Annotated in this window: 19 protein-coding genes; 10 read left to right on the plus strand and 9 right to left on the minus strand. The window is 62.4% G+C overall.

Features of this window, described 5'->3' with window-relative positions:
• Positions 1 to 247: 247 nt before the first annotated feature.
• The 3 genes from ACRECS_RS04985 to ACRECS_RS04995 all read right to left on the minus strand — a co-directional run bounded on the left by ACRECS_RS04985 (position 248) and on the right by ACRECS_RS04995 (position 1,767).
• Entirely contained in the window at positions 248 to 826 is a 579-nt protein-coding gene (locus ACRECS_RS04985; RefSeq protein WP_431581858.1) for a hypothetical protein, read from the minus strand.
• Positions 823 to 1,254, minus strand: a complete 432-nt coding sequence (locus tag ACRECS_RS04990) for a PadR family transcriptional regulator (protein ID WP_431581859.1) — start codon at positions 1,252 to 1,254, stop codon at positions 823 to 825. The genes ACRECS_RS04985 and ACRECS_RS04990 overlap by 4 nt, the downstream gene beginning before the upstream one ends.
• Positions 1,255 to 1,341: 87 nt before the next feature.
• On the minus strand, positions 1,342 to 1,767 hold the full coding sequence (locus tag ACRECS_RS04995) for a PaaI family thioesterase (RefSeq protein ID WP_431581860.1): 426 nt from the start codon (positions 1,765 to 1,767) through the stop codon (positions 1,342 to 1,344).
• Between the two features lie 337 nt (positions 1,768 to 2,104).
• Between ACRECS_RS04995 and ACRECS_RS05000 the strand changes: the two genes are divergently transcribed.
• Positions 2,105 to 3,685 (plus strand): hypothetical protein, encoded by a 1,581-nt coding sequence (locus ACRECS_RS05000; RefSeq protein WP_431581861.1) that lies wholly within the window; start codon positions 2,105 to 2,107, stop codon positions 3,683 to 3,685.
• 178 nt (positions 3,686 to 3,863) lie between these two features.
• On the opposite strand, the gene ACRECS_RS05005 is transcribed toward ACRECS_RS05000, so the two are convergent.
• The 3 genes from ACRECS_RS05005 to ACRECS_RS05015 form a co-directional block, all read right to left on the minus strand.
• Positions 3,864 to 4,982: an AI-2E family transporter gene (locus ACRECS_RS05005; RefSeq protein WP_431581862.1), complete on the minus strand. Its 1,119-nt coding sequence runs from the start codon at positions 4,980 to 4,982 to the stop codon at positions 3,864 to 3,866.
• Between the two features lie 69 nt (positions 4,983 to 5,051).
• On the minus strand, positions 5,052 to 6,338 hold the full coding sequence (locus ACRECS_RS05010; protein ID WP_431581863.1) for an alpha/beta fold hydrolase: 1,287 nt from the start codon (positions 6,336 to 6,338) through the stop codon (positions 5,052 to 5,054).
• A gap of 29 nt (positions 6,339 to 6,367) precedes the next feature.
• Positions 6,368 to 6,688, minus strand: a complete 321-nt coding sequence (locus ACRECS_RS05015) for an ArsR/SmtB family transcription factor (RefSeq protein ID WP_431581864.1) — start codon at positions 6,686 to 6,688, stop codon at positions 6,368 to 6,370.
• 326 nt (positions 6,689 to 7,014) lie between these two features.
• On the opposite strand from ACRECS_RS05015, the gene ACRECS_RS05020 reads away from it, so the two are divergent.
• Positions 7,015 to 7,542: an N-acetyltransferase family protein gene (locus ACRECS_RS05020; RefSeq protein ID WP_431581865.1), complete on the plus strand. Its 528-nt coding sequence runs from the start codon at positions 7,015 to 7,017 to the stop codon at positions 7,540 to 7,542.
• A gap of 110 nt (positions 7,543 to 7,652) precedes the next feature.
• Here the strand turns inward: ACRECS_RS05020 and ACRECS_RS05025 are convergent, their stop codons facing one another.
• Positions 7,653 to 8,024, minus strand: a complete 372-nt coding sequence (locus ACRECS_RS05025) for a hypothetical protein (RefSeq protein WP_431581866.1) — start codon at positions 8,022 to 8,024, stop codon at positions 7,653 to 7,655.
• A gap of 104 nt (positions 8,025 to 8,128) precedes the next feature.
• Entirely contained in the window at positions 8,129 to 8,701 is a 573-nt protein-coding gene (locus tag ACRECS_RS05030) for a 2OG-Fe dioxygenase family protein (protein ID WP_431581867.1), read from the minus strand.
• A gap of 339 nt (positions 8,702 to 9,040) precedes the next feature.
• Between ACRECS_RS05030 and ACRECS_RS05035 the strand changes: the two genes are divergently transcribed.
• The 6 genes from ACRECS_RS05035 (at position 9,041) to ACRECS_RS05060 (ending at position 13,995) form a co-directional block, all read left to right on the plus strand.
• The gene (locus ACRECS_RS05035; RefSeq protein ID WP_431582032.1) at positions 9,041 to 9,601 is read left to right on the plus strand and encodes a YkgJ family cysteine cluster protein; all 561 of its coding nucleotides are present in this window, start codon (positions 9,041 to 9,043) and stop codon (positions 9,599 to 9,601) included.
• Between the two features lie 178 nt (positions 9,602 to 9,779).
• Positions 9,780 to 10,520, plus strand: a complete 741-nt coding sequence (locus tag ACRECS_RS05040) for a copper homeostasis protein CutC (RefSeq protein WP_431581868.1) — start codon at positions 9,780 to 9,782, stop codon at positions 10,518 to 10,520.
• Positions 10,521 to 10,534: 14 nt separating this feature from the next.
• Positions 10,535 to 11,542 (plus strand): N(4)-(beta-N-acetylglucosaminyl)-L-asparaginase, encoded by a 1,008-nt coding sequence (locus ACRECS_RS05045; RefSeq protein WP_431581869.1) that lies wholly within the window; start codon positions 10,535 to 10,537, stop codon positions 11,540 to 11,542.
• Positions 11,543 to 11,683: 141 nt separating this feature from the next.
• Entirely contained in the window at positions 11,684 to 11,983 is a 300-nt protein-coding gene (locus ACRECS_RS05050; RefSeq protein ID WP_431581870.1) for a putative quinol monooxygenase, read from the plus strand.
• A 229-nt stretch (positions 11,984 to 12,212) separates the two neighbouring features.
• Complete coding sequence (gene arr, locus ACRECS_RS05055) at positions 12,213 to 12,635, plus strand: NAD(+)--rifampin ADP-ribosyltransferase (protein WP_431581871.1); 423 nt, start codon at positions 12,213 to 12,215, stop codon at positions 12,633 to 12,635.
• 211 nt (positions 12,636 to 12,846) lie between these two features.
• Positions 12,847 to 13,995 (plus strand): acyltransferase family protein, encoded by a 1,149-nt coding sequence (locus ACRECS_RS05060; protein WP_431581872.1) that lies wholly within the window; start codon positions 12,847 to 12,849, stop codon positions 13,993 to 13,995.
• Between the two features lie 20 nt (positions 13,996 to 14,015).
• Here the strand turns inward: ACRECS_RS05060 and ACRECS_RS05065 are convergent, their stop codons facing one another.
• Positions 14,016 to 14,486, minus strand: coding sequence for a hypothetical protein (locus ACRECS_RS05065; protein WP_431581873.1), 471 nt, complete (start codon positions 14,484 to 14,486; stop codon positions 14,016 to 14,018).
• A gap of 281 nt (positions 14,487 to 14,767) precedes the next feature.
• Between ACRECS_RS05065 and ACRECS_RS05070 the strand changes: the two genes are divergently transcribed.
• Positions 14,768 to 16,312, plus strand: coding sequence for a serine hydrolase (locus ACRECS_RS05070; RefSeq protein ID WP_431581874.1), 1,545 nt, complete (start codon positions 14,768 to 14,770; stop codon positions 16,310 to 16,312).
• A 462-nt stretch (positions 16,313 to 16,774) separates the two neighbouring features.
• Positions 16,775 to 19,636, plus strand: a complete 2,862-nt coding sequence (locus ACRECS_RS05075) for a TonB-dependent receptor domain-containing protein (protein ID WP_431581875.1) — start codon at positions 16,775 to 16,777, stop codon at positions 19,634 to 19,636.
• The last annotated feature ends 56 nt before the right edge of the window (positions 19,637 to 19,692 follow it).

Genomic DNA, 19,692 nt, shown 5'->3' on the forward strand with positions numbered 1-19,692 from the left:
CGGCTGTGATGGGGGATTTGGGCGGCTGGCCGGGAGAGATATGGGACACCGGTTGTGCCGTATCTCTGGCGCGGGCGGATGTTTGGAGATTAAATAATATTATTATATATCAGTTATTTATGGTCAAAATTAAAAGTTGGGCTGTCACCCCGGCGTTTCAGAGCGGTTTCGTATTCTTGAGGAACTGCTCAAGAAGGGACCCTATACTCAATTGGCGCGCGTCGTTGCGTAATCTGAAATGCCGCGTTCAATGGCGAAGACCTCGCAGACCCCGAGTCATTGCGACATATAGCAGCGCTACCAGCACCAGTGTGATCGGGATCGACCACCAGCCCAGCAATTCGCGCGCGTTCGGAACGGTGGCGACAATGCCCGCGCCTATCGTGCCATCCGCATGGCGGAACAGGCCGACATGCTCGCCCCATAACGGCTTGAGCGCGGCCATCGCCGCGAAGATGGCCAGCAGCAGGTAGCCAATGCCAAACGCAAGCGCGATCACCGTGCGGCGTGAGCCGGCCATGATCGCATGGAAAAGCCCGCGCCCGATCATGATCGGGCTGTAGGTGCGTGTTCCCCGCTCGATCAATTCATCCGCGAGCAGGGGGCGCAGATAGTCGATAGGCCGGCCAAGACGGGACAAGGCCGCATCCAGCCGATCGAGTTCGCTCCCGCCGGGCGCGGCGGCCATGCTGTCGGCGACATGCGCTGCCAGATCGCTGCGCAACTCCGCCGCGTCGGCACCGGCACGCGAGAGAAGGCGATCCACTTCTGCGAAATAGCTATCCCAGCGACGCCATGCGGCTGGATCAACAAGGATGGGGGTCATATGGTCACTCCTGGAAGCAGACGATCGACGGAGGCAGTGAGCTTCGACCATGAGGGGATCATGCTCCGCAGCAGCTCCCGGCCCTGAACGGTCAGAGCGTAGTATTTTCGCGGTGCGCCGCCGTCACCCTCTGCCAGGCGGGAGGATATCAGACCGTCCTTCGCCAGACGCAGCATTAGTGGGTACAGCGTCCCCTCCGGTACATCGATCGCCGCGCTTTTGGCGATGCCGGATATCAGCTCGAAGCCATATTGCTCGCGCTCGCTCAGCGATAGAAGGATAACGAATTCCAGCACGCCTTTGCGCAGCTGAATCTCCCACCTGCTGATCGCATCATGGGAATCATCTGATTGCCTTGCCATACAAGGGTATTGGCTGCGATATACTTGCATTGCAAGGTAATAATGCAGCTCCTTTAACCCGGGCAAGCGCGACCTTTTTGATCATGTGTGCGACGAACCGCAGCTTCAGCGCATCGAGCAGTTCGCAATCATTCGAGACTAGCGCCATGAGGTTCACGGGTAGAGAATGATTTGGGTGGCCCGGAAGAGTGCCATTCGCCGACCGCTGACCAACGAGACAATCTCCGCATCCCAGAGTTGCGTGGTGCGACCGCCATGAACCAGGCTGGCAGTGATCTGCACCTCACCCTCCAATGCGGTACCAATGAAATTGCATTTAACTTCCGCCGTCGTGAAGCTTTTCGCGCCATCCGGCCAGGCGCTCGAAACACCATAGGCACAGAGCAGGTCGGCCAGGGTCAGGCCGACGCCGGCGAGAAGATAGCCGGTATGCGAGACAAGGTCCGGTCGCACTGTAAACTGCCCGACGACCCGCCCGTCTCCTACCTCAGTGATGATCAGGCCCAGATGTTCCGGAAGCTTGCCGATATTGGCCCGATTCAGGTCGTCGACAGAGGTCCGATTAATAGTAGCGGGCATGTGGCTGACTCCGGGCCGGTAAGATTTGGGCGCGCTAACACGTGATTGGCGCACGTCATTGCGTATCACCAGATCCAGAAATCTGCGGATAATTTGGTATCGTGTTCCCGAAATAGGGTTGAGCAACCGCTATCGGGCGCTGGCATTAGATGCACTGTCATCGGTTTCTCCCCCCGCGAACTGCCATCATCCGATTTCCAGAAACTGCAGGCCAAGCCTTTCCTTGTTGGATATGTTCTCCTTTTGTTCCTTGGCGTCGAATGCCCTTCAGCCCCCAAAAGAAGGCATCTGCGCCGACTGGAACAGCGCAACCATCTCGACCCGGAAAGGCTGAATAATGACCATGATCATCGATCCCCGCGAGCCACCCTATAATGCTGCAGCTAACGGCTCGACTGACGACGCTGCGGCACTCCAGAGCGCATTGAACAGCGGGAATCTCGTCTGGCTGGCACCCAATGCAACGTTTGCTTTTGGAACTCAGCTCACCATTCCGGCGAATGGCGGCTTTGTCGGCGGCGGCACGCTCAGGATGCTCACCGGGACCGGCAAGTTCGACGTTTCGACCTATGCCGGCGGCTTCAGCAAAGCGGGGGTCTACGCCTATGGCGTGAGCAACATTATCGTCGAAGCAAAAATCGAGATGGAGGCCAGCACATCGATCCGGACCTGCAGTGGCATCGCGGTGCGCAATTGCATTCGTCCCACGCTCGATATTGAGGCGTCCAACTTCAAGGAAGCCGAGTTTCCCATCGTCACCCTCGATAGCGTGACGGGCGGCGTAGTCAGAGCCTATGTCCATGATTGCGGAACCAATTCCACCACATTGCCGACCATGCAGATCACCGGCGTCGGCGTTGATGCGAACCGCGTGGGCGGCCTCAATTCGACCGGCATCGATTTCGATGTCGACTGTCGTCGCATTCGGCTCGGTGCTGCCGCGAGGGCGCACTATGGCGAGCAAACCGATGGATTTAACGGCCAGGCCATCGGCTATGCAGGGCTACGCGGGACAATTTATGCAGAAGATGTCGGCGAGGGTTGCGATCTCTTCTCCGATCATTGCAACCTGACCGTCGTCGCCCGCAATTGCTACAATAACGGCGTCAAGCTGATCCATGGCGCCAGCTACAATATCATCAAGGCGACGGTAGACGGCACGGCGAAATCTGCTCTGGTCCTGGGCGGTGCCAGTGATTCAACCTCACCCAAGGTGGTACAGCGCAATCGTATCGAACTGACGGCTTCTCGTGTCGGTGAACTGGACCCGGGAGCGTATCCTAACAGCGCGGCGGTCGCAACGGACAGTACCTCGGCAACGTACAGGCCGATGTATAATCACATTGCCGTAACAGCCTATGGGAATGGCTCGGCGATGAAATACGTCGTCTTCGAGGAGAGCGGCTCCAACAATTTCTTCGATGCCGACGGCGATGGCTGGGCCACGCAATTTGCCTATATCGCGAGTACTGCCGGCGCCGGGAAGGATGTCAGCACCATCCGGCGGGCCCGTAAGTCGATCGTCCAAGCCTATATCGGCACGGCGACAACGATCACCAACGGCGCAGGAATTCCCTATGATACAGTGATCACTGACACGAACGGGGAGTTCGCGGCCGGCATATTCACATCTCACTGCGCGGGCTGGTTCAACGTCAAGGCACAAGTGCGCTTGCCGGCCATCGCATCGAATGCCGATGTCGCACTGGCCGTCTTCAAGAATGGCGGCACAATCATTCACCGGTGCGCGGCCCAGAACTATGCGGCGACCGTGCAGCCGGTTTGGGTAACCGTTTCCGCCGCGGTCTGGTTGAATGGCGGTGAAACCCTGCAAATCAAGGCACTCACCGCGATCATGGGCCCGGTCAATGTGACGAACATCGCCGATTATTCGTTCATTGAGATCGAACAGGTTTGACCGATCCGGCACGGTAGCTCTTGTGCTGCTCTGCCCGGGAAGATTGGGGGCACTGTACCGAACTGGCGCGCGTCATTGTGCATCGCTGATCGGAAAATCTGCGGATGGTTAGTATAGTGTCCCCGAAATAGCCCGATAGTTTAGTACCGGGGCCTGAAATATCATGGCGCGCACGGTTTCAGGCCGCGTCACCCGGTACGCCAATGTCGCCGTCCGCGATCCATTCGCGCCAGATCAGGACCAGTGCCGCCATCACGGCGGGGCCGACGAACAGGCCCAGAAGCCCGATCGTCTCCACCCCGCCGACGATGCCGATCAGCACCCATACGAACGGCAGGCGGGTCGTGCCGCCGATCAGGCCGGGGCGCAGGAAGTGATCGATCACGAAATTGATCACGAAGCCGAGAAGGCCGACCACGATCGCCGCCGTGACGAAACCGTTGAGGACCAGCAACGCCATCGCGATCAGCAGGACCGCGACCAGCCCAAACGGCACGATCGACGCGAGGCCGGATAACAGGCCCATCAGGATCGGATGCGGCACCCCGGCAATGGCATAGATGACCGCCATGATGATGCCCTGCGCCAGGCCGAGCAGGACCAGCCCGTCGACCGTTCCCCGCACCGACGCCGAGATCTGCCGGCCCAGGCGAATGCCGGCCTCGCCGAACGCACGCTGGGTACCGCGCTCCAGTTGCTGAACGACGGTGTCGCGATCACGGATCAGGAAAAACAGCACAACGATCGTGAAGGCGAACACGATGACGCGCCTGATGACGCCGTGGGTCAGCGTTTGCGATTGTTTGAGCAGCGTGTCGGTGTCGATCCGCCCCAGCTGCTCCGACGCGGCCGCCGCGGTGAGCAGATGGGTGTTCCACCAGGCAGTGACCTCCGCCGAGCCGATCGGCAAGGTCGCCACCCAGGCCGGGATGGGAACGCCATTGGCGCGTGCCTGCGCGAGCCAGAGTGCCGCGCCTTGTGCTTCCACCACCGCGCGTGAGACGGCGATCACCACCGGCACCACGACGATCAGCAGCACCGCCAGGGTGATCACGCTGGCAGCGAGCGTGTGACGGCCGGGCCAGCGGGTCACGATGCGGCGACGCAGCGGCTCGACCGCGACGGTCACCACGCCAGCCCATAAAATCGACGGCACGAAGGCATGACCGATCCAGAGCGCGCCCAGCGCGATCGCGGTCGCAAGCGCGATCCGCGCGCGCACCTGCGCCGTCTTCGATTTTTCCACGGTCATCCCTTCGCGATTGTGCGCTTCGTTCCTGACGATGCCTTGCGCCACGAGACTTGGCCAGAGCGCCGTGGTCGGCGTCTCCTGACACGCCCCCCGAGGGCGGCCGGCATTGCCCCGTCAGTTGAGCAGAAACTCGCGGATTTGCTCGGCGACCGGCGCCGGCGCTGCCCAGAATGCGCCATGATCCTGGCCGGGCAAGGTCAGCACCGTGACGTTCGGCAGGAGCGCGGCCAGCGCGTCGGCAGCCACGCGGAAGTACGATTCACTGTTGCCGCCGACGCTGACAGCTATCGGAGCGTCGATCGACCAGCGATCGGCAGGCAGGGGTTTGCCGTCCATGAGCCCATCAAGAATCCGGCCCTCGTAAGCGTAAGTGTGGGCGTAGCGGGCCATCTCGTCCCAGGACGGGTCCTGCTTCATCGGCTCGATGTACTCGACTGGAACGCCAACCAACTCAGTCATGAAATACTCGACGGCCTCGCTACGCTTGCCCGCCGCGACCAGATTTTCAACGTGCTTGAAGTAGCCGGCGGGTGCCGGTGGACGAGCGTCGTCGACGATGAACGGTGGCTCATACAGGTAGACCCCCGTCACTCGGTCGCCCAGCGCACTCGCCGCGTCGAGTGTGATCCCACAGCCGCCGGAACCGCTGGTCAGGGCGGCGGTACCTCCCGCGATGCCAATGAGTGCGGCAATGTCATCGAGTTCACGGGCGGGGTCGTAGGGCTGTGGGTCACCGCTGGCTACCCGGCCGCGGCGATCAAAGCTGATGACCGTAAAGTGCTCAGACAGTTTTTCGACGAGTCCGGCGACGCCGGTGTGGTCTTCGGCGACGTTGCTGATCACGATGATGGCCGGCCCGGAGCCGGTCATCTCGTAGGCAATTGTTGTCCCGTCGGCGGAGGTGATGGTCTGCATGATCGTGTCCTTCTGTGGTGTTCTGAGCAGGGTGCCGAGCCGGTCGAGAGCCTCGGCATAGCCCTCGGCCATCCGAAGCTCGACCGCTCGCCGGAGCGCCTGGCCGTCGGGGAAGCTCGCCTCGACTTCGACGCGGCAACCAGTGCCAGCCGAGGCGAAGATGACCGAGGTCGGGAAGGTGCCGGTTCCGTCGGGCTGCCACGCCTCGTCGGCGAAGGCGTCCTCGTAGGCCAGTTCGGCGTGTGGAATGACGAGGCCGTAGGTGGCGACGCTGCGGACCGGCCCGGCCGATCCGTCCTCCGGTGCGATCTGGAACCGCCACCGGCCGCCCGGTCGAACGTCCATTTCGTACACGATCGCGGTCCAGCCCGCCGGGCCCCACCATGTCGTGATCGCTTCGATGTCGGTCCATGCCCACCACGCACGGCCCACATTGGCGGCGTAGGTGCGGCTGATGCGGATGGTATTGCGTGATCCGTCGATCACAATGCCGTCCCCAGGCCTGTTCTGGTTCCTCACTGTTCCGTCCCGTCAAGGAAGGAGCCGAGGCGGTCCATCCGTTCCGACCACAGGCCGGCGAATCGCTGCGTCCAGTCGCTCAGCTCGCGCATCGATTCCGGACGCAGCCGGTAGATCCGTTGCTGTGCGTGTTTCGTTGCCTCGACCACGCCGACCTCGGCGAGCAGCCGCAGATGCCGGGACACCTGGGGCTGGCCCATGACGAGCCCGTCGACGATGCCGCCGACCGACCGCGGGCCATCCCGGAGTAATTCGACGATCCGGAACCGGTTCGGCTCCGAAATCGCGGTCAATTGCTGCTGCACGGTGTTGATCATGACTAGAGCATACATAATGGTATATATACATGCAAGCGCATATATGAGGAGTTGGTTTAGTGGATTTGGTCGGGAGGCGGACTTAGGCGCGTAACAACCGTTGCGCTGTCGGGTGGATGTTGGCCGGCCGTAGCCCGCTGCGGCGCGCCCGTTGCGCAGGCATGGCCAGAGTTCGCAAGTGCTTGTGCTCGGCATGGAAAGATTTGAGGGCGCTTACCTGATCGGCGCGCATGTTTGCGTATGGCTGGATCTGGAGATCTGCAGATAGTTTATTATGATGTCCCCGAAATAAAGGAGGATGGCGAGATCGTGGAAGCGACGCGGCAATGACGATCGCGATTCGCGCGGCCCGGCTCGATGACGCGGCCGCTATCGCCGCGATTTATGCCCATCATGTTCTGCACGGCACCGCGACCTACGAGACGATCCCGCCATCGATCGACGCCACTCGCGAGAAAATCGCGCATATCACGGAGAAGGGCTGGCCATATCTGGTGGCCTGCGCTGATGGGATGGTGCTGGGCTATGCTTACGCAACTCAGTTTCGCGACCGGCCGGCTTATGCCTATGCCTGTGAGGACAGCATCTATGTGTCGGTGGATCATGCACGCCGCGGGATCGGCGGCGCGCTGCTGGCGGCCCTGCTGATTGCGGCCACGAACCATGGCTTCAGGCAAATGGTCGCGGTGATCGGCGGCGGCGAACCCGCTTCTGTCGCGCTTCACGCGGCGCTGGGGTTTCGGCAGGTCGGCCGCCTCCCGGCCATGGGCTGGAAGGCCGGGCGCTGGCTGGATAGCGTCTATATGCAGATAATGCTTGGCGAGGGGGCTGCAACGAACCCGGCGGGTGGTTGAGCAGCATGGGAGAGATTTGGGGACACTGTACCTGATCGGCGCGTGTCGTTGCGTTCAGTCGATCCGGAAATCTGCAGATAGTTTAGTATCGCGTCCCCGAAATATCAGGATCAGCGCTTGTCCCTGCCGGCGGGTGGTCGACGTGGGCCGCCGGGTTTGGGCGTTGCACGGCGTGGCCCGCGATCCGCGCGGGCCACAGCGCCGGCGGGTGCTGGCCGAGGCGCAGCCGGAAGCACGCTTTTCGCTTCAGCGATGACATAGCCATTTCTCTGCAGCTGGGAGAAGGCGTTGCGCACGCTTGCCGCAACCGCCTTTTGGACCGCCGACGGGAGGTCGCTGAAGGCCGTATTCGCATGAATCGAGGCCAGGTCGCGGATGAGCGCATTGGGGAGGCCCTGCGACGCTTCCTTCAAAGCCTGAATCGCATCGACGACTGCGGTGTTGATCACGTCCTGGACGATATCGGTTGCGGATTTTACCATGCCGTCCCCAAGCCACACCGCATCGCGTGGGTCAACTCAGTGCCGCACATCGGCCCGGCGGGCCCGTCGGTTTCGCGCCCGACGAAGGTCCTAAAATACCGAGCTCAGCCAGAGCTTTCCGCCCTCCAAGTCGCGACGAAGACATCGCGATACGCCGGCATCTCCGCATCGATTGGCCGGATCGCAGTCACGCCGTGCATCACTCTGTGGTCGTCCAGCAGCACAGCGTCTCCTGGTACCGCCAGGGTGAAGCGGTCAATCTCCGGCCGACCGGCAATCTGGATCTCGGTCACGCCTTCAGCGGCGTTCAGTCGGTCGATCAGCATCACCAACACCCAATCGACCCCGTCGCGGTGCATTCCTTCGGGGGTCGGGCGACCCGGGGTCTGCGCTGTAGTCTCGATCCGAAACTGATGCAGTTCGACATGCCAATGCGCGGCCACATCGCGTTCGCCGGCGCCCTCAAAGCAAAGCGTCGCGCCGCGGAGCAGCCGTTGCATCATCGGGCTGTCGGCGACGGCATCCTCCATTGGTTCGAACCAGCGCTGCACATCGCCATTCAGCTGGTTATAGTCACGGCTCTGAAAATGAGGCTGGTGCGGCTTTCGCGTGATTGCGTCCGGCGTGATCGCCAATGCGGCGTGGCGGCGGCGGCGATAGCGACCGCCATCGGCCATATAACGATCAAGGCCGAGCCGATTCCATGAGTCCGCGAAGCTCGTCCAACTCGACTCCAGGGCAGGGGTCGGTAACCAATCGATTGTGTCGGGCGCCAGGCGAACGAAGCCCTGCGCAGCAAGCTCCAGCGCCAGAGGAGGGGCGGCCGCGCTTCCAATGTTCACCGATGGTCGAGGCACAGCATCGTCACCCACATCAACAATTGCTCCGGTATCGAAGCAATATGCCCATCATATAAGGGTTCATGCGGCCAGATCATGGCCGGCGGGGAAGGTTCGGGGGCATCATTTCACCTCGGACTCTTGAATTCCCGCCGGGGTCGGGGCACCCCTGCGGGGATGCACGCCGAGACGGACTTGGAAACCATTCTGCTCGGGCCGCTGCTCGCTCATCGCGACTGCGGCGATTGCGTCGCGTGCTGCACCGTTCTCACGGTGGATACGCCCGATTTCAAGAAGCCGGCGGGAACGCCCTGTACGCACCTCACTTCGCATGGGTGCGGCATCCATGCGGTGCGCCCCGATATCTGCCGGACATGGTTCTGCGCCTGGCGAAGGGTCGCCGGCATGCCCGATGAAGCCCGGCCGGACCGGTCCGGCCTGCTTGTGTCGCTCAATTTCGTGCGTGAGCCGCGCAATTGCTTCGAAGGCGTCTCGATCAACATCCGCGCGGTCGCCGGCAGCAACGCGATAGAGAATGACATAGCCGCAATCATCCTCGACAGCCTGTGCGATCAGCTGATCCCTGTCTGGTTCAGCGACGGATCGAAGAAGATGTTGATGCACCCAGAGAACGACGTCGCCAGCCTGGTCATCTCGGGGGAACCTGCACCCGCACATCTGCAGAACGACGTGGCCGCATGGCGCGAGCGCTACGGTGTTTTCGCGGCAAACGGCTAGGCTTTATGGGCGCGTGGATGACGGTGACGGCGCACATGGACGGCAGCGCCTCGCCGGGGCAGGTTGGGTAAAGCGAGGGAGGGCTGAGTGATTAATCGTTATGACCTGACGACCATCGCGGTGCTGCACGGCTGGTCGCGGGCGATGCTGAAGGCGGCGGCATGAGCAGAGTGGGGGCATGAACCGGGCAGAGCTGGAAATTTGCGTCGAGGATATGGCCGGGATCGCCGCCGCGATCGCCGGAGGTGCCGATCGCATCGAACTCTGCTCGGCATTGATGGTTGGCGGGCTCACTCCCTCGACAGCGCTGGCCCGCGCCGCGCTGGACCTGGCGGGTGCCGCCGGGGTCAAGGTCCATGCGATGATCCGCCCGCGCGGCGGCGGCTTCACCTATGACGCAGAGGAGATGGCGCTTGCCGTCGCCGAGGCACGCTCGTTGATCGGTCAGGGGATCGACGGACTGGTGTTCGGTGCGGTCCGGGATGGGCAACTCGACGAAGCGGGGCTCGCCCGCTGGGTGGAGATGGTACGCGCGGACAGCGCGACGGTCAGACTGACGCTGCACCGCGCGGTCGATGTGATCGACGACCCTGTCGCCGCGGTCGACATCGCAGCGCGGCTCGGCTTCGATCGTATCCTGACTTCGGGTGGCGCGGTGGGCGCGCCGCAGGGCGTGGAGACCATTGTCCGGATGGTCGAACGCGCCGCGGATCGCTGCCGCATCATGGGTGGCGCCGGTGTGCGCCCCGACAATGCCGCAGCGGTGCTCGCGACCGGGATTCACGACTTGCACGGTTCTGCCAGCCAGCCGGGCGAAGCGCTCGCCCCGCAACTCACTGCGCTGGGGTTCGGCCCGGCGCCGCGTCCCACCGACCCGGACATCGTCCGCGCGCTTCGGCATATCATCGACAGCCACTGAAAGGCGTTTCCGCTATGACCAACCCTGCCTCGCCTTTCCATCCCTCGCGCCGGACCGTGCTCGGCGGCGCCGCCGCGCTCGGCCTTGCCTCCGCCGCGAATGCCCAGAGTGGCGCCGTGGCCGGACCGGCGACGATCGTGTCGACCTGGGACTTCGGCGCAGCGGCCAACAAGGCGGCGTTCGAAAAGTTGTCGGCGGGCGGGTCGATCCTCGACGCGGTTGAAGCGGGCGGGCGCGTGCCCGAGGCCGATCCGACCAATCATTCGGTCGGCTATGGCGGCTATCCCGATCGCGACGGCCGCGTCACGCTCGATGCGGTGATCATGGACGATACCGGCCGGGTCGGCGCAGTCGCCGCGCTTGAGGATGTGGTCCATGCCGTGTCGGTCGCGCGCGCAGTGATGGAGAAGACTCCGCATACTTTCCTGGTCGGGGAGGGCGCCACTCAGTTTGCGCTCGCCAATGGCTTTCCTCGGGCAAAGCTGCTCACGCCCGAAGCGGAGGCGGCGTGGCGCGACTGGCTCAAGACCTCGCACTACAAGCCGGTCGCCAATATCGAGAATAAGCGCGCCCCCGGCGGCGCGCTGGATCATGATACGATCGGCATCCTCGGCCGCGACGCGAAGGGCAACCTCGCCGGTGCCTGCACGACGTCGGGCATGGCGTTCAAGATGCATGGCCGGGTCGGCGACAGCCCGCAGGTTGGCTGCGGCCTGTACGTCGAGGCAGGCGTCGGCGCCGCCACTTCGACCGGAGTCGGCGAGGAAGTGATCCGTATCGCCGGCACCGCGCGCGTCGTTGCCTCGATGCGCGCGGGCATGACGGCTCAGGCGGCATGCCGCGAGGCGGTGCTCCACATCGCGACGCTGCGCGGCGATGCGATCAAGGGCGCGCAGGTCGGGTTCCTCGCGATCGACCGCGCCGGCAACGTCGGCGCCTTCGCGCTGATGAAGGGGTTCACCTATGCCGTCACCGACGCGCAGGGCCATACGGTCGTCCTTCCCTCGGCCAGCCTGGCTTGACCGGTCTGGCATGAGAGATGGCCTTGGCGCCTTGGAGCTTCCCGTCCTCACGTTCATCCGGCGGGCTATAACGTTGAGCGGCCGGCTTGCTTGTCTTCGGAGGCGGGACCACAGCGCATAGCAACGACAATGGAGAATCTGATGTCTATAAAAGTGATCGCGTTCGTCACCGTGAAGGCGGGGGAAGAAAAGGCGTTCGAAGCCGCCGCCAGCATTTGTGTTGCGGCATCACGGAACGAGCCAGGCGTGCTCCACTATGATCTGTGGCGTGAAGCCGAAGGCGAGCGCCGTTACGTCTTCAACGAACTCTATGCCGATCAGGCCGCAGTCCAGTCGCATATGGGATCGGATCACTTCAAAGCCTTCGGCCTGGCGGCGCGCGATCTGGCGGCCGCACGCCCGGTGATCATCGCTACCACCCCGGTCGACGTGGCCGACTGACTCTCGCGGCAGACCGAGGCTATTCCGCCGCGCGTGCGGGCGCGGCGGCCCGGATGCTGGCTGACGGCGCAATGCAATCACTTGCAGTCCTCACGACCGGCGTTGCGATGACCCGATGGCAGCCGTTCGCGTGGCAAGCGTCTGAACGTCTGCGACCGCCCCGATCCCGGATGCTGGCATCGCTCAGCTCACTGACTAAAAGCAGTCTCAAAAGATAAGGACGATCGCGATGACCGATGTGCCGGACGAGGGGCCGTTCTTTCACGGTACAATCGCGGATTTGCGCGTGGGTGATTTCCTCACCGCAGGATACCGGTCAAACTATCGTCCTGAAGTGGTGATGAACCACATCTACTTCACTTCCATTGTGGACGGCGCCGGGCTTGCCGCTGAAATTGCGGCGGAACTCACTAAAGGCGGCGCAGCGCCGCGTGTTTATGCCGTAGAGCCGACCGGGACATTCGAGAACGATCCGAACGTGACCGACAAGAAATTTCCCGGCAACCCCACTCGGTCGTATCGCAGCAGCGCACCGCTCAAGGTCACTGGCGAAATCACACATTGGACCAGATTGACGCCCGAAGCACTACAGATGTGGAGAGAACGACTGACCGCACTGCGCTCAGAAGAACGAGGCGAAATCATCAACTGATGCGCGGCGACATGTACCTTGTGCTCACTACGCGATCGAATCGCTATGAAGGAGACGATCAGCAAACCACCCAGTTCTGGTCGTTCAGAGCCTTTTAAACCACTGGCCGCGCCGAAGGGCGAGTGGTGAAAGCAGGCGATCGAATGCTTGTTGCGATCTCTCTTGAGAACGTTCACAAAAGCGCCTTGCCCCCTGCCAGCAATGGATGACCATGCCGATTAGCGCCGCCGCCACCTCGACCGACGCCACGGCACCGGCGAAGAGCCATTATGTCATTCTCGACGGGCTGCGCGGTGTCGCCTCGCTTCTAGTTGTCGTCTTCCATTTGTTCGAGGCCTATGCCGGCAATGATCCGCAGAAGCAGATCATCAATCACGGTTATCTGGCGGTCGATTTCTTCTTCCTGCTGTCGGGTTTCGTGATTGCCTATGCCTATGACGATCGCTGGGGCGGCATGGGGCAGTGGGAGTTTTACAAGCGGCGATTGATCCGGCTCCAGCCGATGGTGGTGGTGGGCAGCGTGGTTGGCGCGGCACTGTTCGTATTCCAGGACTCGACCATTTTCCCAAAGGCTCCGGGCACTACCATTTGGCAGGTCATCCTCGTGATGCTGATCGGCTGCACGATGATCCCGCTGCCCAAATCGGCGGACATTCGCGGCTGGAATGAAACCTACCCGCTCAACGGCCCGGCATGGTCGCTGTTCTACGAATATTGCGCCAATATCCTGTATGCGATGGGGCTGCGGCGACTGTCCAATCGCGGCCTTGAAGTGCTGGTTGCGCTGTCCGCGGTTGCGCTCATCCTGCTGCTCGTCATGGGCAAGCGGGGCGATCTGATCGGCGGCTGGTCACTTGACGCCGACGGGCTCACAATTGGCGTGACGCGGGTGATGTTCCCCTTCTTTGCCGGCATCCTGCTGATGCGGCTCGGCACGCGGATCCGGCTGCCCGGCGCTTTCTGGCTGTGCAGCTTGATGCTGATCGTCACCTTGTCGCTGCCCCGCTTCGGGGGCACAGAGCGGCTCTGGGTCAACGGGCTGTACGAGGCCGGCTGCGTGATCCTGCTGTTCCCGCTGATCGTTGCGATCGGCGCCGGTGAGAAGCGGATTGACGGGCCGTCGGTACGGGTCGCGCGGTTCTTCGGCGACCTGTCCTATCCGCTCTACATCACGCATTATCCGCTGATGTATATCTATATCGGCTGGGTGGTCGACCGGAAGGTTCCGCCCCTGCAGGGGGCATTGGCTGGCCTCGGCGTGCTGATCATTTCGGTCGCAGTGGCGTACGCGTCGCTCAAATTATTCGATGAACCGGCCAGGCGCTGGCTCGCGTCGAGGTTTTTGACCAGGCGATCCTAGTGCGGATAACCGACGATCGTTTATGATGCTGGACATTGGCGGGCTGGTACCAGAGTCACGTTTTTGTAGGTGAGGGGCAGCTTTTGCTCCCCGTCGTCCGTCGAAATCGTGGCGTACCCCTTGAATGTCGCGGGAACGAGTCCGCTGCCGTCGGCAGAGTGGATATCGTCCTGCTGCACGCGGTCGTAAAGTGTAACGAGCACAAGATTGCGAAGCTCTTTTGGGGTGCCATGGTTAAACCATGTTGCTCCCTGGCTCCCTACACCCCCCAGTTCTCCGTTGGGCGTTGCGCTCCCGCCAGCTTTGATACGCCATCCTGGGGGTATGTGGCATACTGACTTAAATTCGACGCCCCAGGTCTCGATGGAAAAGGCCTGGATGCTCTGCGTATCTTTCAACGGGATGGCGCCGATCGACAGCAGATAGGTGCGCGGGTGGTCCACCGGAGCGGGGACGGCAGTGAGGAGCAATGGGAGAAGGAGCGTTTTCATGCCGTGATCATCCATGAGGATGCGAACGCCTGCAATCCGGCATGAACATCATAGCCCCGGTCGATTGCCGCCGTCGATATCAAAGACGATGGAGGTTCGGGTACGGCTCGAACTGATGGGCTGCTATCGGTCAGGTTTTCCATGTCACCCTGTCGGAACGCGAAAATGCAATCGCTAGAATCGAAAATAATCACCTGAATGGGATTATTTTGTCCCAATCGGGTTGAAATTCAGCACAATTTCAGCCACGATTCCCCGCCATAACGGGGGAGAGCCACATCATGATCTCGATCGCGCGAATGAAGCATGTCATTCTGTCCGCAACCGCATTGACCCTGATCTCGCCGGCGCTTCCGGCTCTGGCACAGACCGCCACCACGGCACCCGCCCCCGCAACACCATCCTCTCCCTCGACCAGCGCCGCGCTTGAGGGGCTGGATGCCTATATCGAGGCGGCACGGCAGGCCTGGGAGGTCCCCGGCGCGGCCGTCGTAGTCGTCAAGGACGACAAGATCGTCTACGCCAAAGGCTTCGGTGTTCGTGAGGAAGGCAAGGCGGGCAAGGTCGATCCCGACACGGTCTTCGCGATCGGATCGGCGACCAAGGCCTTCACCGCAGCGGCGCTCGGCATGCTGGTCGACGAGAAAAAGATCGCTTGGGACGGGGCGGTGCATGATTATTTGCCGTCGTTCGAGATGGACGATCCTTATGTCACCCGCCACGCCACGGTCCGCGACTTGTTGTCTCACCGCACCGGCGTGGTTACCAATGGCAACCTCTGGTACGGGTCCGGGTTCGATCGCAAGGAGATCATCCGGCGGATGCAGTTCCAGACCGAATCGATCGGTTTCCGCAACCAGTTCCAGTATCAGAACGAAATGTTCATCGTTGCGGGTGAAGTCGTCTCCTCGGTTGCCGGCACAAGCTATGACAGGTTCATCGCTGGCCGCATCTTCGCACCGCTCGGCATGGGCCGCAGCTATACCAGTATCACTGCGCTGAAAGGGCTGGCCAATGTCGCGGCCCCACATGTGCGCGTCGATGGCAAGGTAACGCCGATCGAGTATCGCCTGATCGACAATGTCGGCGGTGCCGGTGTGATCAATTCCAGCGCGCACGACATGGCGCAATGGGTGCGCCTGCAGCTGGGCGGCGGTATTTTCGAGGGCAAGCCGCTGATCGCGCCTGCGACCCTGGCGGAGATGCACACTGGCCAGATCGTGCCGCGGGGTGCCCCGACCACCACCTTCAAATTCACCGAATATGGCCTGGGCTGGGGTGTTCAGGACTATCGCGGGCAGAAAATCGTTCAGCATTCCGGCGCGATCGATGGGATGCAGAGCATCGTCGCGATGATGCCGGAGAAAAAGCTCGGTGTGGTCGTTCTGACCAACAGCATGCCGAACATGCTGGGCGCCGCCGTGGAGCTGCGTGTGCTCGACGCCTTTCTCGGCGGCCCGGTAACCGATCACAGCGCCGTCCTGAAGAAGGCAAGCGACGACGCGGCCCGGATCGCGCGCGAAAAGACCGCGCCGGCGACGGCGACGGTGTCGCCGCCCACGCTCGCGCTCGATCGCTATGCCGGTACCTATTCGAGCGCCATGCTCGGCGACATCATCATCACGCTGGCCGACGGTAAGCTGGTGCTCGCGCGCCCGGCGGTTTCGGCGGTGCTCGACCATGACGACAAAGACAAGTTCAAGGCGCGGTGGAAAAGCCCGGGCCAGATGAGCGTTTTCGGCCAGACGCCGGTAGGCTTCACCTTCGGTTCGGCCGGGCAGATCACCACGCTGGAATTGGGCGGCGACAAATTCACGCGCAAATAGGGGGCGGAATCCGACCTACCCCTTGGTGAAGCGCCCGTTTCTCCCGGTCGCCGTCGAGATGGAGACGAAAAGGATCGCTGGGAGGGAGGGCGCGCCGCCGGATAGCGGTGTCTATCTGGCAAGCGTCCGTTCCAGCGGCCCTTTTCGTCGCGGCAGCCTTGTCCGGGCGCTGTGGCGCGTCGGAACGCTCGAACGGAGGGCAGGCCCTGTTCAGCGTGCCCTCCTCCCACAGCATCCCGGACAAGGCTGTCTTGATCCTCGCTAGTTATGGGTCTGGACCCTAGATTAACGCCAGGCTTTCCCGCTCTGTCCGGCGCTATCATGTGGCCGACGGGCCACGATGGTCGCTCGATTTGCACTGTTAGACCGTCAAACCGACGATGCCGCTTGATCTGAGACAGAAGTATTTGTCACACTTTGGTCATGGGCAAGTAAGTATCTCACCTAACAGGGGGAAATATCATGCGACAATCCAAGATCATGATGCACGCCGGTATCGCGGCGTTCGCGCTCACCACGGCGCTGTGCGCTGCACCGGCGTTCGCGCAAGCCGCACCCGAAGAAACCGCGGCGACCGATGCTGCGGTAGGTGAGGACATCGTCGTCACCGGCTCGCGCATTCGCCGCGATCCGCTCGACCAGGCCTCGCCCGTCATCACCGTCGATCAGGATGCGCTGGCCAAGACCGGGCTGACCTCGGTTGCCGACGTTCTCCAGCGGCTGCCGAGCGCGGCCGGCGGGCTCAACACCAAGTTCAACAATTCGGGCAATCTCGGCAATCCACCCGACGGCGGCGGCGTCGGCGCCGGTTCGTCCGAAATCGATCTGCGCTACCTCAGCGCCAAGCGCACACTGGTGCTGGTCGACGGGATGCGCTTCGTGCCCGGCACCGCTGGCAGCGGCATGCCGTCGACGATCGATCTCAACACCATTCCGACCAACATGATCGCGCGGGTCGAGGTGCTGCAATCGGGCGCGTCGCCGCTCTATGGGTCGGACGCGATCGCGGGCGTCGTCAACATCATCACTGTGGCGGAGCAGGAAGGCCTGCGCGCATCGGCGCAGTTCGGCACGTACCGCCAGGGCGACGGGCACACCCAGGATTACCAGATCAGTTACGGTATCAAGGGTGACGCAACCAACCTCGTCGTCGGGGCGAGCTATGTGAAGCAGGAAGCGGTGCGCTCAAGCGACCGCTCGATCTCGCAGTTCCCGAACCCCGGCCAGACGTCCTGCACCGACCCGATCGGCGGTTGCTCCAGCGCGGCGGTCCATGGCCGTTTCCTCGGCGATTTCGGCAACCTCACCATCGGCAATCCGCCCAACAACCACCCGACGCTCGCAGATTTGCGGCCCTTTACCGCCGCTGACCGCTTCAACTTCGCGCCGTTCAACTACATCATGACGCCATCAGAGCGCTACGGCGCGTGGCTTAGCTACAAGCAGGAAGTGACGTCGAACGTAAATCTGCGCGTGAAGATGCAGTATAACCGCCGCAACTCCGAGAACCAGGCGGCGTTCGAACCGCTGTTCATCGGCCCGGACGCCGGCAATGGTGCCGGCAGCCTGTTCGATACGCTCTCGATCGACGCGACCAATCCCTATAATCCATTCGGCTACACCCTCTCGGCAGGCAAGCCGGGCGAGGCGCCGCAGAATTACAGCTTCATTGCCCGTCGCCTAGTCGAGGCGGGGCAGCGCACCTTCAATCAGCGCGTCGATACGATGGTGGCATCCGCCACGCTCGACGGCTCGTTCCAGGTTGGCGACCATCACTGGTATTGGGACGTCAATACGGTGATCGGCTTCAACGATGCGAAGCAGAGCTTCACCGGCAACGTCAATGCGGCCCGCGTCGCACAGGCGGTTGGGCCGCTGTCGCAATGCACCGGCGCGTGCGTCCCGCTCAACCTGTTCGGCGGAGTCGGCTCGATCACGCCTGATCAGCTCGCCTTCATCGCCTTCACGCAGCGTGATCGCAGTTCGCAACAGCTGTACGATTATACCGCCAATCTGAGCGGAGAGCTGTTCGATCTGCCGGCGGGACCGCTGGCCTTCGCGATCGGCTATGAACATCGCGTCCAGGCCGCAAGCTTCGATCCCGATCCGATCGTTGCTGCCGGGCTCAGCGCCGACATCCCCGCGCTGCCGGCGCGAGGCCGCTACAATTCGGACGAAATCTATGGCGAGTTGCGCGTGCCGCTCCTTAAGGACAAGCCGTTCTTCCAGTTGCTCGAAGTCGACGGCGCGGTGCGCCACGCCAGCTACACGATCACCGGAGGCAGCACGACCTATACCGCGACCGGTTTGTGGAAACCGACCAGCGACGTGCTGTTCCGCGGTTCCTATGCGACCGGCTTCCGTGCACCGAGCCTCGGTGAATTGTTCGGCGCGCGCTCGCGCTTCGATCTGCCGGCGAACGATCCGTGCACCAGCGCGGCCGGCGGCCTGTTCCAGAGCAACGCCACCGTGCGGGCAAACTGCATCGCCAACGGCGTTCCCGCCAATGGCAGTTATGCAGAAGATCAGGGTGGCCAGCTGCCCGTGCTGACCAAGGGCAATGCCAATCTGAAGCCGGAGAAGTCGCGCAGCATGTTGTTCGGTGCGGTTTATTCGCCGCAATGGGCGCGCAGCGGCGGCGGCAGCCTCAGTGCAGAGGTCAATTACTATGACATCCGCGTGACCAACGCGATTTCAGCGGTGGATGCCAACCTCAAGCTGCAGAATTGCGCGCTGCGTGGCGACGCCGCCAGTTGCGCGCAAATTGTCCGCACCCGGAACGGCTTCATCAACGAGATCGACGCCACGCTGGAAAATCTCGATGCCATCAACACTCACGGCCTCGATTTCACGCTCGCCTATCGTGCGCCGCCGACGTCGTTCGGCACGTTCGGCCTGGCCGTGAACGCAACGCGGTTGCTGAAATACACGCTCGCGGCCTCGAATGGCTTTGTGGTCATCCAGCGTGCCGGTACCGAGCGCGGCAGCCCGGACCAGGCATTCCCCAAGTTCAAGGGCAATGCGACGCTCGACTGGTCGATCGGCGGCTTCTCCGCCGCATTTACCGGACGTTATGTGTCCGCGGTGACCGAGATCACTCCGGAACGCGTGGTCCAACGGATGGATTCGCGCTTCTACGGCGACATCCAGCTCGGCTTCTCGCCGTCCTTCATGGATCACCGCTTCAAGCTGACGGCCGGGGTGAACAATGTGTTCAACCAGGATCCGCCGGGCTGCGGCAGCTGCAGCCTGAACAATTACGATCCGACCACCTATGACGCACCGGGCCAGTTCGGCTATCTCCGCCTGAGCTACGGCTTCTAGGAACCGGCCGGCGGATCGGGCGACTTCGTCCGATCCGCCGGCGGTTTGATTCCGGG

This window comes from Sphingomonas sp. (genome assembly GCF_050725575.1).
Lineage (GTDB): Bacteria > Pseudomonadota > Alphaproteobacteria > Sphingomonadales > Sphingomonadaceae > Sphingomonas.

Coding starts and splice junctions, on each gene's coding strand:
- ACRECS_RS04985 (WP_431581858.1), bottom strand. CDS start 826: ATGACCCCCATCCTTGTTGATCCAGCCGCATGGCGTCGCTGGGATAGC.
- ACRECS_RS04995 (WP_431581860.1), bottom strand. CDS start 1,767: ATGCCCGCTACTATTAATCGGACCTCTGTCGACGACCTGAATCGGGCC.
- ACRECS_RS05000 (WP_431581861.1), top strand. CDS start 2,105: ATGACCATGATCATCGATCCCCGCGAGCCACCCTATAATGCTGCAGCT.
- ACRECS_RS05015 (WP_431581864.1), bottom strand. CDS start 6,688: ATGATCAACACCGTGCAGCAGCAATTGACCGCGATTTCGGAGCCGAAC.
- ACRECS_RS05020 (WP_431581865.1), top strand. CDS start 7,015: ATGACGATCGCGATTCGCGCGGCCCGGCTCGATGACGCGGCCGCTATC.
- ACRECS_RS05025 (WP_431581866.1), bottom strand. CDS start 8,024: ATGGTAAAATCCGCAACCGATATCGTCCAGGACGTGATCAACACCGCA.
- ACRECS_RS05030 (WP_431581867.1), bottom strand. CDS start 8,701: ATGGCCGATGGCGGTCGCTATCGCCGCCGCCGCCACGCCGCATTGGCG.
- ACRECS_RS05035 (WP_431582032.1), top strand. CDS start 9,041: ATGCACGCCGAGACGGACTTGGAAACCATTCTGCTCGGGCCGCTGCTC.
- ACRECS_RS05040 (WP_431581868.1), top strand. CDS start 9,780: ATGAACCGGGCAGAGCTGGAAATTTGCGTCGAGGATATGGCCGGGATC.
- ACRECS_RS05045 (WP_431581869.1), top strand. CDS start 10,535: ATGACCAACCCTGCCTCGCCTTTCCATCCCTCGCGCCGGACCGTGCTC.
- ACRECS_RS05050 (WP_431581870.1), top strand. CDS start 11,684: ATGTCTATAAAAGTGATCGCGTTCGTCACCGTGAAGGCGGGGGAAGAA.
- arr (WP_431581871.1), top strand. CDS start 12,213: ATGACCGATGTGCCGGACGAGGGGCCGTTCTTTCACGGTACAATCGCG.
- ACRECS_RS05060 (WP_431581872.1), top strand. CDS start 12,847: ATGCCGATTAGCGCCGCCGCCACCTCGACCGACGCCACGGCACCGGCG.
- ACRECS_RS05065 (WP_431581873.1), bottom strand. CDS start 14,486: ATGAAAACGCTCCTTCTCCCATTGCTCCTCACTGCCGTCCCCGCTCCG.
- ACRECS_RS05070 (WP_431581874.1), top strand. CDS start 14,768: ATGATCTCGATCGCGCGAATGAAGCATGTCATTCTGTCCGCAACCGCA.
- ACRECS_RS05075 (WP_431581875.1), top strand. CDS start 16,775: ATGCGACAATCCAAGATCATGATGCACGCCGGTATCGCGGCGTTCGCG.